Annotated in this window: 10 protein-coding genes, 2 tRNA genes and 3 other RNA genes (1 of these 15 cut by a window edge); 9 read left to right on the forward strand and 6 right to left on the reverse strand. The window is 48.5% G+C overall.

What is annotated here, in order from left to right:
• Nucleotides 1-10 precede the first annotated feature (10 nt).
• Both oppA and J4685_RS02570 read right to left on the reverse strand, forming a co-directional pair.
• Nucleotides 11-1,642, reverse strand: coding sequence for an oligopeptide ABC transporter substrate-binding protein OppA (oppA, locus tag J4685_RS02565; RefSeq protein WP_016504817.1), 1,632 nt, complete (start codon nt 1,640-1,642; stop codon nt 11-13).
• 776 nt (nt 1,643-2,418) lie between these two features.
• Nucleotides 2,419-3,066 (reverse strand): YchE family NAAT transporter, encoded by a 648-nt coding sequence (locus J4685_RS02570; RefSeq protein WP_000615840.1) that lies wholly within the window; start codon nt 3,064-3,066, stop codon nt 2,419-2,421.
• Between the two features lie 476 nt (nt 3,067-3,542).
• Between J4685_RS02570 and adhE the strand changes: the two genes are divergently transcribed.
• Nucleotides 3,543-6,221, forward strand: a complete 2,679-nt coding sequence (gene adhE, locus J4685_RS02575; protein WP_000301678.1) for a bifunctional acetaldehyde-CoA/alcohol dehydrogenase — start codon at nt 3,543-3,545, stop codon at nt 6,219-6,221.
• A gap of 196 nt (nt 6,222-6,417) precedes the next feature.
• Here adhE and tdk read toward each other — a convergent pair whose 3' ends face one another.
• Nucleotides 6,418-7,035, reverse strand: coding sequence for a thymidine kinase (gene tdk, locus J4685_RS02580; protein WP_000068097.1), 618 nt, complete (start codon nt 7,033-7,035; stop codon nt 6,418-6,420).
• A gap of 662 nt (nt 7,036-7,697) precedes the next feature.
• On the opposite strand from tdk, the gene hns reads away from it, so the two are divergent.
• Complete coding sequence (hns, locus tag J4685_RS02585) at nt 7,698-8,111, forward strand: histone-like nucleoid-structuring protein H-NS (protein ID WP_001287382.1); 414 nt, start codon at nt 7,698-7,700, stop codon at nt 8,109-8,111.
• Between the two features lie 130 nt (nt 8,112-8,241).
• Here the strand turns inward: hns and galU are convergent, their stop codons facing one another.
• The 3 genes from galU to rssA all read right to left on the reverse strand — a co-directional run bounded on the left by galU (nt 8,242) and on the right by rssA (nt 11,362).
• Nucleotides 8,242-9,150 carry a UTP--glucose-1-phosphate uridylyltransferase GalU gene (gene galU / locus J4685_RS02590; RefSeq protein ID WP_000729448.1) on the reverse strand — a complete coding sequence of 303 codons (909 nt, stop codon included), beginning with the start codon at nt 9,148-9,150 and terminating at the stop codon, nt 8,242-8,244.
• A gap of 202 nt (nt 9,151-9,352) precedes the next feature.
• Nucleotides 9,353-10,366, reverse strand: coding sequence for a two-component system response regulator RssB (rssB, locus tag J4685_RS02595; protein WP_000193433.1), 1,014 nt, complete (start codon nt 10,364-10,366; stop codon nt 9,353-9,355).
• 90 nt (nt 10,367-10,456) lie between these two features.
• On the reverse strand, nt 10,457-11,362 hold the full coding sequence (gene rssA / locus J4685_RS02600; protein ID WP_001230572.1) for a patatin-like phospholipase RssA: 906 nt from the start codon (nt 11,360-11,362) through the stop codon (nt 10,457-10,459).
• Between the two features lie 110 nt (nt 11,363-11,472).
• Here rssA and J4685_RS02605 point away from each other — a divergent pair, with 110 nt between their 5' ends.
• From J4685_RS02605 to J4685_RS02635, 7 genes are all read left to right on the forward strand, one after another.
• Nucleotides 11,473-11,931: a YchJ family protein gene (locus tag J4685_RS02605; protein WP_001540172.1), complete on the forward strand. Its 459-nt coding sequence runs from the start codon at nt 11,473-11,475 to the stop codon at nt 11,929-11,931.
• Nucleotides 11,932-11,981: 50 nt separating this feature from the next.
• Nucleotides 11,982-12,824 (forward strand): formyltetrahydrofolate deformylase, encoded by an 843-nt coding sequence (gene purU / locus J4685_RS02610; RefSeq protein WP_001191156.1) that lies wholly within the window; start codon nt 11,982-11,984, stop codon nt 12,822-12,824.
• A gap of 170 nt (nt 12,825-12,994) precedes the next feature.
• A non-coding RNA gene (locus J4685_RS02615) (RtT sRNA) lies at nt 12,995-13,136 on the forward strand.
• A gap of 28 nt (nt 13,137-13,164) precedes the next feature.
• A tRNA-Tyr gene (locus J4685_RS02620) sits at nt 13,165-13,249 on the forward strand.
• A gap of 34 nt (nt 13,250-13,283) precedes the next feature.
• Nucleotides 13,284-13,368, forward strand: a tRNA-Tyr gene (locus J4685_RS02625).
• Nucleotides 13,369-13,412: 44 nt separating this feature from the next.
• A non-coding RNA gene (locus J4685_RS02630) (RtT sRNA) lies at nt 13,413-13,543 on the forward strand.
• A gap of 44 nt (nt 13,544-13,587) precedes the next feature.
• Nucleotides 13,588-13,657: non-coding RNA, RtT sRNA (locus J4685_RS02635), on the forward strand (it continues 161 nt past the right edge of the window).

Genomic DNA, 13,657 nt, shown 5'->3' on the forward strand with positions numbered 1-13,657 from the left:
TGTCTTGCCATTAATGTTTGATAATATATAAGTTTTTCACATAAATATTATCCAGCGGGTCTTTACCGGTATACCCGCCCACCCAGGGTTTCACCAGGCGCGCGTTAACGTAGTAATACACCGGCACAATAGCCGAGTCTTTATCTAACTGCTGCTCCGCTTTAGCGTAGAGTTCGCTGCGCTGCGTATCGTCCGCCACTTTCAGCGTGTCGGCAATCAGCTTATCAAACGCCGGGCTCTTATAATGCGCGGTGTTATTTGAACTGTCGGACAACATGGTATTCAGGAACGAGGTCGGTTCATTATAATCTGCGCACCACCCGGCTCTGGCGACATCAAAGGTGCCCTGATGACGGGTATCCAGGAAGGTTTTCCATTCCTGATTCTCCAGATTCACATTGACGCCCAGATTTTTCTTCCAGATAGACGCCACGGCAATAGCCAGTTTTTTATGCAGATCGGAGGTGTTATACAGCAGGTCGAATGTTAAGGGCTTATCCACCGTAAAGCCGGCTTCAGCCAACAATTTCTTCGCTTCTTCATTACGCTTTTGCTGGGACCATTTGAACCACTCAGGCTCTACCAGTTTTGCGCCATCGGTATACGGCGGCGTGTAGCTATAAGCGGGTAAATCGCCCTGATTTTTAACCTTATTAACAATAATGTCGCGATCTAACGCCAGTTTCAGCGCGGTACGCACGCGGACATCGTTAAACGGCGCTTTTTGATTATTAATTTCGTAATAATAGGTACACAAATAAGGGTCTACGCGGACTTCATTCGGGATCTCTTTCTTCAGTTTCTGGAATAATTCGATCGGCATATTGTTATAAGTCATATCGATCTCGCCGCTGCGGTAGCGGTTAACATCCGTCACCTCCGAAGAGATAGGCAAATAAGTTACCTGATTGATGACGGTTTTGTCGTTATCCCAGTATTGCGGGTTACGCTCCAGCACGATACGTTCGTTCACCACCCAATTTTTTAACTTATAAGCGCCGTTAGTGACAATATTGGCTGGTTGCGTCCATTTATCGCCAAATTTTTCGACCGCTGATTTCGGTACAGGAGACACTGAAGGGTGGACCAACAATTTGTAGAAATAAGGCACCGGCTCACTTAAGGTCACTTCAAAGGTGTGATCATCAAGCGCTTTTACCCCCAGATCGGTGGCGGGTTTTTTACCGGCGATAATGTCATCGATATTAACGATATGACCGTATTGCAGATAGCTGGCGTACGGCGATGCCGTATTAGGATCGGCCAGGCGTTGCCAGCTATAAACGAAATCATGGGCGGTGACGGGCGTACCATCTGACCATTTCGCATTTTCACGTAGATGGAATGTCCAGACTTTAAAATCTTTATTTTCCCATTTTTCCGCGACGCCCGGTGAAGGATGCCCCTCGACATCACTAATTAATAAGCCTTCAAAGAGATCACGGCTGACGTTCGATTCCGGCACGCCTTCAATTTTATGCGGGTCGAGAGACTGCACTTCTGATCCATTATTACGTACCAACGTTTGCTTGTCGGCTAACTGAACACCGGCGGACACGTCTGCCGCAGTCGCGGCGCTGGCGGCGATGAGCGCAGTGAGTATTCCCACTGCAATTAAACTTTTTTTCGTGATGTTAGACATTGTGTTTGTACTCCACTCATTATAATTACTGGTTTTTACCAGCCTGTTTAATCCCGTCAGGGCTCCTGTACAGCACTGGTGGTGTACTGCCAGGTCTGTCACTGCTTTTGCTATCACCGACTTTATTTATTCTGACGATTCGTTCGATCGCCTTTCGTCGATTCGGTATACGACGTACCTGCCCACGTCGCACGTTATTTCTGACAACCATGTAAATGAAAATAGTTATCAACAATGTGAAATCTTCTGCAAAATGTTTGGCCGAAAAGTATCAAATGCGTTTCTGAACCGCCAATTTATTTTACAATTTTGTTAACCAATTCTCTTTTATGGAAAATTGCCTGCCCAGAAAAACGGTTAAAGAATGTTAAAAATCTTTGATTTATTCTTTATAATCAATAAGTTGAAAGAAAAATATCTCTCTGTCGCATCGTAGGTTATGCCTGCGCCAGAAAACACACACAAATTTAACAAATGCTCATTATTTAGCATATTCATCTACGATGGAGCTGAAACAACTAATAACATTTCAATAATCCTTCATCAAGCCCCAGAGTATGGTGTGAATAAAATAACAGACCTACCGCTTCTCACGGTCTCAGTAATGTTCATAATAGATTGATTAATAAAAATAAATAGCGTTAGATTATATTAGTATTTTTTATCATTTAAACGCTGAATGCTTATCAAAGTAAGAAGTGTTACGTGGGAATGTCACTGGGAATGTCACAAGACGGCCCCCTTAGGGCGCCGCCTGTAAATCAACAGGTGGGAGTTTAGTTGAGCAAGCCGGGGAAAATGCCTTTTATTCCTGTGACAATAAATTCGATGCCGAGCGCCATTAACAACAACCCCATGATTCGGGTAATAACGTTGATACCGGTTTGCCCCAGCAAACGAACCAGCCACGGCGCCATACGGAACACGCCCCAGCAGCAAAGCGCAAAAAGCGCAATGGCAACTGAAAAACCAAGCAAATGCGCGATGCTGTGATAACGCGTCCCCCAGACGATAGTGGAGCTAATCGCCCCTGGCCCCGCCATTAACGGTAGCGCTAACGGCACAACGCCAATGCTCTCGCGTATGGCCGTCTCTGACTTTTCTTGCTTGTTTTGTTTATCTTCCCCCAGCTTCCCGCTGATCATCGACATTGCAATGGTGACAACCAGGATACCGCCCGCAATTCTGAACGAATCAATAGAAATACCAAACAGCTGCAGGATGCCATCGCCGAGGAATAAGGAACTCCACAAGATAATCGCGACCGACAGATTCGCGGTGAGGTTAGTTTTATTACGCGCCGTGGCCGTCTGGTAGCTGGTCATGCTGATGAAAACGGGAATAATCCCCACCGGGTTAACCAGCGCAAAGAGCCCGATAAAGAACTTAAAGTAAACAGGAAAATCAAAAAGCGGTTGAATCACGGTTAGCTCCGAAGCGTTAGCCGGATGAAGTCAATGTTCGTTAATGATCAAAACGCGCAGAAGATACGCCTTTTATTCGCATAGTTCACCTCTTATCTACACCTAATTTCATCCATTCATCGCTGTTATTTATATGTACTCGTTATGCTAATCCACTTACTCTTCATGACAACGATTTCTTAACAATTTACATAAAAGGCTAAAATGGCCTGCTGAAAGGTGTCAGCTTTGCGTAATCTTGATTTAGATCACACAATCGCTACTCAGAAGTGAGTAATCTTGCTTACGCCACCTGGACGTAACGCGTTAGAGTTAAATGATACTAACGCAGAAGCTCTTTTAGTAAATCAGAGCGAAACGGACGTTAAGTAACCACCTGAATTTCAGGTATTTATACAAAGTATCGTCGATCTGTCTATACTCACGTATCGCGCAGATGATTTACTAAAAAAGTTTAACATTATCAGGAGAGCATTATGGCTGTTACTAATGTCGCTGAACTTAACGCACTCGTAGAGCGTGTAAAAAAAGCCCAGCGTGAATATGCCAGTTTCACTCAAGAACAGGTCGACAAAATCTTCCGCGCCGCCGCTCTGGCAGCCGCTGATGCCCGCATTCCGCTGGCCAAAATGGCCGTCGCCGAATCAGGTATGGGTATCGTGGAAGACAAAGTGATTAAAAACCACTTCGCTTCTGAATATATTTACAATGCCTATAAAGATGAAAAAACCTGCGGCGTGCTGTCAGAAGACGACACCTTCGGGACCATCACCATTGCTGAACCTATCGGCATTATTTGCGGTATCGTTCCAACCACTAACCCGACCTCTACTGCGATCTTCAAATCGCTGATTAGCCTGAAGACCCGTAACGCCATCATCTTTTCTCCGCATCCGCGCGCTAAAGAAGCAACTAACAAAGCGGCAGACATCGTTCTGCAAGCGGCTATCGCTGCCGGCGCACCGAAAGATCTGATTGGCTGGATCGATCAACCTTCCGTAGAACTGTCTAATGCGCTGATGCACCACCCGGATATTAACCTGATCCTCGCCACTGGCGGTCCAGGCATGGTTAAAGCTGCATACAGCTCCGGTAAACCGGCAATCGGCGTAGGCGCAGGTAACACCCCGGTTGTCATTGATGAAACCGCTGATATCAAACGCGCTGTGGCGTCTGTTCTGATGTCTAAAACCTTCGATAACGGCGTAATCTGTGCTTCTGAACAGTCTGTTGTCGTTGTTGATTCCGTCTATGATGCCGTTCGCGAACGTTTCGCCAGCCACGGCGGCTACATGCTGCAGGGCCAGGAGCTGAAAGCGGTTCAAAACGTTATTCTGAAAAATGGCGCTCTGAACGCCGCTATCGTCGGTCAGCCAGCCTACAAAATCGCTGAACTGGCAGGCTTCTCCGTACCAGAAACCACCAAGATTCTGATCGGTGAAGTTACGGTCGTTGACGAAAGCGAACCGTTCGCACACGAAAAACTGTCTCCGACTCTGGCGATGTACCGTGCGAAAGATTTCGAAGAAGCGGTAGAAAAAGCAGAAAAACTGGTCGCTATGGGCGGTATCGGTCACACCTCCTGCCTGTACACTGACCAGGATAACCAGCCAGAACGCGTTGCTTACTTCGGTCAGATGATGAAAACCGCGCGTATCCTGATCAACACCCCGGCCTCTCAGGGTGGTATCGGTGACCTGTACAACTTCAAACTCGCACCTTCCCTGACGTTGGGTTGTGGTTCCTGGGGTGGTAACTCCATCTCTGAAAACGTTGGTCCGAAACACCTGATCAACAAGAAAACCGTTGCTAAGCGAGCTGAAAACATGTTGTGGCACAAACTTCCGAAATCTATCTACTTCCGCCGTGGCTCTCTGCCCATCGCGCTGGATGAAGTGATTACTGATGGCCACAAACGTGCGCTCATCGTGACTGACCGCTTCCTGTTCAACAACGGCTATGCAGACCAGATCACCTCTGTGCTGAAAGCGGCTGGCGTTGAAACCGAAGTCTTCTTCGAAGTTGAAGCAGACCCGACGCTTTCCGTTGTTCGCAAAGGCGCTGAGCTGGCTAACTCCTTCAAACCGGACGTGATCATCGCGCTGGGCGGCGGTTCCCCGATGGACGCCGCGAAAATCATGTGGGTCATGTACGAACATCCGGAAACTCACTTCGAAGAACTGGCGCTGCGCTTTATGGACATCCGTAAACGTATCTACAAGTTCCCGAAAATGGGCGTGAAAGCGAAAATGATCGCCGTCACCACCACTTCCGGTACCGGTTCTGAAGTCACACCGTTTGCGGTTGTGACCGACGATGCAACCGGTCAGAAATATCCGCTGGCTGACTATGCCCTGACCCCGGATATGGCGATTGTCGATGCCAACCTGGTGATGGATATGCCGAAGTCCCTGTGTGCGTTCGGTGGTCTGGATGCGGTAACTCACGCCCTGGAAGCTTACGTTTCCGTACTGGCTTCTGAGTTCTCTGACGGTCAGGCTCTGCAGGCTCTGAAACTGCTGAAAGAAAACCTGCCGGCGTCTTACCACGAAGGGTCTAAAAACCCGGTTGCGCGTGAACGTGTTCACAGTGCAGCGACTATCGCCGGTATCGCGTTTGCCAACGCCTTCCTCGGTGTATGTCACTCCATGGCGCACAAACTGGGCTCTCAGTTCCACATTCCGCACGGTCTGGCGAACGCCCTGCTGATTTGTAACGTTATCCGCTACAACGCGAATGACAACCCGACCAAGCAGACCGCTTTCAGCCAGTACGATCGTCCGCAGGCACGCCGTCGTTACGCTGAAATTGCTGACCACCTGGGCCTGAGCGCGCCGGGCGACCGTACCGCCGCTAAGATTGAAAAACTGCTGGCATGGCTGGAAAGCATTAAAGCTGAGCTGGGCATTCCTAAGTCTATCCGTGAAGCAGGCGTGCAGGAAGCTGACTTCCTGGCACACGTTGACAAACTGTCTGAAGATGCCTTCGATGACCAGTGCACCGGCGCTAACCCGCGTTATCCGCTGATCTCCGAACTGAAACAGATTCTGCTGGATACCTACTACGGTCGTGATTTCACCGAAGGTGAAGTTGCAGCGAAGAAAGACGTCGTTGCCGCACCGAAAGCAGAGAAAAAAGCGAAAAAATCCGCTTAATTCGTTATCTGTTTTAGCATGACAATAACGGCCTCAATTGAGGCCGTTTTTTTGTTTTACCTGTTTATCTGATGCCTGAAGGCGCTATGCTTACCATCTGGCCTACGCGCTCACGGCACGCCCTTCGTCAGGAGGCCTGAATAATGACCTCCAAAGCGCTACAGGGCGTTTTATAAGCCGATCTTTACCTCAGGTATCATATGTGCCGATGGCGCTCCTGAATCGCCGTCAGTGAGCCCTCCTCCAGCGCGTCCTTATAATGCTTACGGCAAACTGAAACGTAGCGTTCATTCCCGCCAATAACCACCTGTTCGCCTTCGTTATAAGGCCTGCCGTCCTGATCAAGGCGCAAAACCATACTGGCTTTACGACCGCAGAAACAGATAGTTTTTAATTCCACCAGCTTATCTGACCATGCCAGCAAGTATTGGCTGCCGACAAAGAGCTCCCCACGAAAGTCTGTTCGTAGCCCATAGCAGAGTACTGGAATATCTAATTTGTCGACAACCTCGGATAATTGATAAACCTGCTGGCGAGTCAAAAACTGGCTTTCGTCGACTAACACGCAATGTATTGTCTGCCGCGCGCTCTCGGCACGAATCTCTTCAAACAAGGATGTATTTTGGTTAAACAATTTTGCCGGCGACGACAAACCGATACGAGAGCTGACTTTGCCTGCGCCGAAACGATCGTCGATTTCCGCCGTATATACGACGGTACGCATCCCGCGTTCCTGATAATTGTATGAAGATTGCAGCAGTGCAGTCGACTTACCCGCATTCATTGCCGAATAGTAGAAATATAGCTGTGCCATTGGTCGCAGGACCTCACCTGAGTGAAATAAAGATTGGCGGGATTGTACCATAATTTACCGATGCGACGGCGCGGCTCGCGCTCCGGTGAGTATTAAGAATTGTACAAACATCGCTCACTATACCCAAAATAATTCGAGTTGCTTAAAGGCGGCAAGGGAGTGAGTCCCCAGGAGCATAGATAACTATGTGGCTGGGGTGCGCGAGCGTAGCCAACACATAAGCAACTTGAAGTATGAAGGGTATATACACATTCCTTCACAAATTATGCCGTTAAAATTCATCAACAATGCTTATCATCACCCGCCAATATGAAAACCTTGTACTTATTGTTACCGTTACTCATACCCAATGCAAAGTAATAGGGTTTTCTTGTAAGGAAAGCTAATACAAGAGATTGATATCTCTGCAATGAGATCGTATTTCATCATGATAAAATGTGACCTGAATCCTAAATTTTTAGTGACAGACGGTGAGTATCCCCCCTGGCAATAAGCTCTTTTTTGTGCGGCGCCTCAAGGAAAATTTAAGTTGAGATAATTAAAACATGTGCTTAATAAAGCGTAATTTTGAACTCCTTACATTCCTGGCTATTGCACAACTGAATTTATCGCTCTATTATTAGCTCAACAAACCACCCCAATATAAGTTTGAGATTACTACAATGAGCGAAGCACTTAAAATTCTGAACAACATCCGTACTCTTCGTGCGCAGGCAAGAGAATGTACTCTGGAAACGCTTGAAGAAATGCTGGAAAAATTAGAAGTTGTCGTTAATGAGCGTCGTGAAGAAGAAAGCGCTGCTGCTGCTGAAGTGGAAGAACGCACTCGTAAACTGCAACAGTATCGTGAAATGTTAATTGCCGACGGCATTGACCCGAATGAACTGCTGAATAGCATGGCTGCCGCTAAATCCGGTACCAAAGCTAAACGCGCAGCTCGTCCGGCTAAATATAGCTATGTTGACGAAAACGGTGAAACTAAAACCTGGACTGGCCAGGGTCGTACACCGGCTGTAATCAAAAAAGCAATGGAAGAACAAGATAAGCAACTGGAAGATTTCCTGATCAAGGAATAATTTACTTCCTGGATGCTTAAAATCCCGCCGCTGGCGGGATTTTTTTTGCCTGAGTTCTCCGCTGACGACCCCAGGCATAAAAAAGCGCCGGATTTACCAGCGCTTCTGTTAAAAAATTTATAACGTATCGTTACTTCTTAATACCCATTTCTTCTTCAAGCCAGGCTTTAAATTCAGCACCCAGCGAATTATGACGGATGCCATATTCAACGAATGCCTGCATATATCCTAACTTATTACCACAGTCATGGCTTTTACCCTTCATGTGGTAGGCTTCAACCGTTTCTTTTTCGATCAGCATATCGATAGCATCGGTCAACTGAATTTCATCCCCGGCGCCCGGAGGGGTTTTCGCCAGCAACGCCCAGATATCCGCGCTCAACACATAACGCCCGACAATCGCAAGGTTAGACGGCGCGACATCCGCTTTTGGTTTTTCAACCACGCCAACTATCGGCACACTTTCGCCCGGCGCCAGCTCAACGCCTTTGCAATCGACCACGCCGTATGCAGTCACATCTTCTACTGGCTCAACCATAATCTGGCTATTGCCGGTTTCGTCGAAACGGCGGATCATTTCAGCCAGGTTATCCTGAGACAGGTCGGACTCATATTCGTCAAGAATAACGTCTGGCAGAATAACAGCGACAGGTTCGTTTCCGACAACGGGATGCGCGCACAATACGGCATGGCCCAGGCCTTTTGCCAGCCCTTGACGTACCTGCATAATAGTGACATGCGGAGGGCAAATAGACTGAACCTCCTCCAGAAGCTGACGCTTAACGCGTTTTTCCAGCATCGCTTCCAGCTCAAAACTGGTATCAAAGTGGTTTTCAATAGAGTTTTTAGACGAGTGCGTAACAAGCACGATTTCAGTAATGCCAGCAGCGATACATTCGTTCACGACGTACTGAATTAATGGCTTATCAACCAGCGGCAGCATCTCTTTCGGGATAGCTTTGGTCGCTGGCAGCATCCTGGTTCCCAATCCCGCGACCGGGATAACGGCTTTTTTGACTTTCGAATTAAGGGCAGCCATTTAAAATTCTCCTGGACTGTTCATGTATTGAACGTGTTCATTAATCTGTATCGTGTTCCAGTATATCAGTACCAGAACAAGCCTCAGGTCCAAAAAGGACTTATATTGGTATAATTAAGACAAATACTTATAAATCTGCCGCAGATAGTAACACTCGTCGGGAAAGGCCGGTAAAGCAATTTCCGCTCACTCTTCCGTTTGGTCATTCCGCAGACAACATCAATCGCAGACGCCCTCCTGCGCCCCATATTTGACACTGCCACGAGTCGCAACGCTGGCTTAATTGGTTAAGGTAGGCGTTACCCAATGTTCCTAGCGGCACGCCGCTGCTAATTTGAACCTGATGAGCGCCCGTATTTAAGGTGGCGTTCAATCCGGCGGAGACGAGAATCAAATTTTTGAGCTCACTGTGATAGTAGCCGACAAATAGCGGGAATTGCCCAGGTAAATTGGCTTGTCTGAGCAGATGATTTACCTGTTTTAATAGCGCGCCTAACTCCGGTAAACGGTGCTTTTGTTGGCCTAGCTGATCCTGCAATAAGCCGTTAAATAGCGCCCGCAGCAACAATGCGGCTAACACGCCGTTATCGCCCGTCCGGGTGACATCCAGGCAATAAAATGCCAGTTCGTTATCAGATAGCGGCGCAATATCCAGCACCAGTCCAGGCTGATCGGCGGAGACGAGCTGCCGGTAATTAATGCGGCAATGAGAAATCACCTGCTGTACCGGGGGCTGCAATTCCTGCAACAATTGCGCTGCGGCGGTCGGATTACTCACCATTGCATCCCAGTCACGAAACAGGCGTTCTTCTTCTTCAACCCGCGAGTTAAACATATTAGGGTATAAGCAAGCGAATACGGTTTCCCGCAAACGGTTGAGATCTTTTACCGGCTTCAGCAAGACATCTTCAACCCCAAGGCGTAACGCTTTGGCGATATCCGCCATATTTTCTGTTGCGGAAATAACCAGAATAGGCGTCTGGTCTCCGCGATTACGTAAGTTTTCTACCAGTTTGAGACCGTTCATTCTCGGCATAGCGATATCACATATCATGAGATCAGGGGTAAAACGCCCCATCAACTCCAGGGCATCCACCCCGTCGCCTGCCAATGCCGTTGTCGCTCCCAAAGAGGAAAACCACGAATCCAGAAGCGAGCGAAATACAGGCTCGTCTTCAACAATAAGAATCTGTTTTCCGACCAATGGCTGCGTCATGTTCTCTCCCCTGACTGGCTTTAATCAATAGTGGCATGGTATTGCCGCTTGCGCCTGTCAGAATTTGCTTAAGTGATCGTAAAAGGTACATTAAACGTCGGTACGCACCAAGGGTATAAGTTCGTCCATCTTTTTCTCTACGGCTAACTGACCCGCCGCAATAGCGGCATGGGCGCGATGAAAATCCAGCGTAGAGATTTGCGGACAGAATGGTTGAATGAGAATATCAGGCGGATCGCCAGCCATACGGTTACGTTTAAGACGATTTTCCAACACCTGGATGGAGGTTGTCATGATTTCCATTGCCCCAGGCGAACTCACGCCACGGCGTGAAGTCAGGCTACTGAAACGTTCTTTTAAACGCTTATGCCAGGGCAGCGCATCATCGCTCTCTTCATTGATATTCCCGACATTTACAGAGAGCAAATCTTGCTGCATGAGGTGGGCATCATGTTGCAGGTCTACCGCAATAACGATATCAGCCCCCAGCGCCCTGGTTAACGAAACAGGTACCGGATTAACGACTGCGCCATCTACCAGCCAGTAACCGTTATGTTCAACCGGAGACATCAGCCCTGGCATACTGCACGACGCGCGTACAGCAAGGTGTAGATCGCCTTCAGTAAACCATAGCTCTCGTCCCGTGCTAAGATTCGTCGCGACCGCGCCAAAACGTCTTGAACAGTGGTCAAAATCCGTGACGGGCATAATATCCCGATAGTGATTAAATACGCGTTCGCCGCGAAGCAACCCTCCTCTGCCCCAGGATACATCCATCAGGCGTAAAACATCCCAGTAGCGGAATGAACATACCCACTGTTCAAGCGCCGATAATTTATTACAGGCATACGCGGCGCCGACCAGTGAACCTATTGAGCATCCTGCAACGATATCAATATCAATGCCTGCTTGCTTGAGGGCTTTGATGACCCCAATATGAGACCATCCTCTCGCTGCGCCAGATCCCAGCGCCAGCCCTATTTTCATTTTTCTCATCGTACTTAACGACTTCCCCTGGCTTCAAGACGTAGCAACATCGCCACTGCTCAGTTAACATAATGCCACCCTGGCGTTCAACGCCGTTTTTTATATTCAGGGAGATTATTGTGTCTCAGCCTTGTCCCTGTGGTAGCGCTGACGAGTATAGCCTATGTTGTGGTCGTATTGTGTCCGGAGAACGAGTAGCACCCGATCCGTCACATCTCATGCGCTCTCGTTACTGCGCTTTTGTGATGAAAGACGCAGATTACTTAATTAAGAGCTGGCATCCAACCTGCAATGCGGCCGCGTTTCGTGATGATATCATCGCTGGATTTGCCAATACCAGGTGGCTCGGCCTGACTATTTTTGAACATACCTGGTCAGAAGCAGAAAATACAGGGTATGTTAGTTTTATCGCGCGTTTTTCCGAACAAGGGAAAACCGGGGCGATTATCGAACGTTCTCGTTTTATCAAAGAAAACGGTCAGTGGTATTATATTGACGGTACCCGCCCGCAGTTGGGTCGAAATGATCCCTGCCCGTGCGGTTCAGGCAAAAAATTTAAAAAGTGCTGCGGCCAGTGACGCCTGACAGTATCGATACAGCAAACACTCTCAACAGGATTTTTCCGGCAATGCAATCACTACAACGTAAAGTTCTGCGTACTATTTGTCCCGATCAAAAAGGCCTTATCGCGCGGATTACCAACATTTGCTATAAGCACGAGCTTAATATTGTGCAAAACAATGAATTTGTTGACCATCGCACCGGACGCTTTTTTATGCGGACCGAGCTGGAAGGCATCTTCAATGATTCCACTCTTCTGGCCGATCTGGACAGCGCCTTACCGGAAGGCTCTGTTCGTGAACTCAATCCCGCCGGACGCCGTCGGGTAGTGATTCTGGTTACTAAAGAGGCGCATTGTCTGGGCGACCTGCTGATGAAAGCCAACTATGGCGGGCTGGATGTTGAAATCGCCGCGGTCATTGGCAACCATGAAACGTTACGCTCGCTGGTTGAACGTTTTGAGATCCCTTTCGAACTGGTCAGCCATGAGGGATTAACGCGTGAAGAGCATGACACGAAGATGGCGGACGCCATTGATGCCCATCAACCGGACTATGTGGTGCTGGCCAAGTATATGCGTGTTTTGACGCCAGGTTTTGTGGCGCGCTTCCCGAACAAAATTATCAATATCCACCACTCATTCCTGCCGGCGTTTATCGGCGCGCGTCCTTATCATCAGGCCTATGAGCGCGGCGTGAAAATCATCGGCGCTACCGCGCACTATGTAAATGATAATCTGGATGAAGGCCCAATCATTATGCAGGACGTGATTCACGTCGATCACACTTACACCGCAGAAGATATGATGCGTGCCGGGCGCGACGTTGAGAAAAACGTATTAAGCCGCGCGCTGTATCAGGTTCTGGCGCAGCGGGTCTTTGTTTACGGCAATCGGACGATTATTCTTTAATCGTCAGTAATATGAATTGATTAGCTTTAATCCGTTACGGATGAAAAGTACGCAAACAGTTCATTTCAGGCAAAGGAATGCTTTACAGCGGCGTGTCATTTGATATGATGCGCCCCGCTTCCCGAAAGGAAGCGGGCCAGTATTAAGCATTACCCCGTGGTGGGGTTCCCGAGCGATCATAAGGGAGCTGACTGCAAATCTACCGTCATCGACTTCAAGGTTCGACTCGAGCAATAGTGAGAGAACGTTGCCGCAGGCAACGGCCCGAAGGGTGAGGAGCTTTAGCTCCGAATAATCCTTCCCGCTATAGAATGCAAGCAGCATAATGAATTTATCCCGTGGTGGGGTTCCCGAGCGGCCAAAGGGAGCAGACTGTAAATCTGCCGTCATCGACTTCGAAGGTTCGAATCCTTCCCCCACCACCATCTTCAAGCTTTACCTACAATTTGAATTACCCCTGGTGGGGTTCCCGAGCGGCCAAAGGGAGCAGACTGTAAATCTGCCGTCATCGACTTCGAAGGTTCGAATCCTTCCCCCACCACCATCACTTCCGTCGCGTATTTTATCCCCGTTAAGCACACTGTCTCATATCTCTCCGTACGGGGAAGGATGAGAAGCTTCGACTAAGGTTCGATTCGAGCGCAGCGAGAAAGCGTTGCCGCAGGCAACGACCCGAAGGGCGAAGCGCGCAGCGCTGAGTCATCCTTCCCCCACCACCATCACTTCCGTCGCGTATTTTATCCCCGTTAAGCACACTGTCTCATATCTCTCCGTACGGGGAAGGATGAGAAGCTTCGACTAAGGTTCGATTCGAGCGCAGCGAGAAAGCGTTG

Source organism: Salmonella sp. 32100201201700099SM (assembly GCF_017572645.1).
Classification (GTDB): domain Bacteria; phylum Pseudomonadota; class Gammaproteobacteria; order Enterobacterales; family Enterobacteriaceae; genus Salmonella; species Salmonella enterica.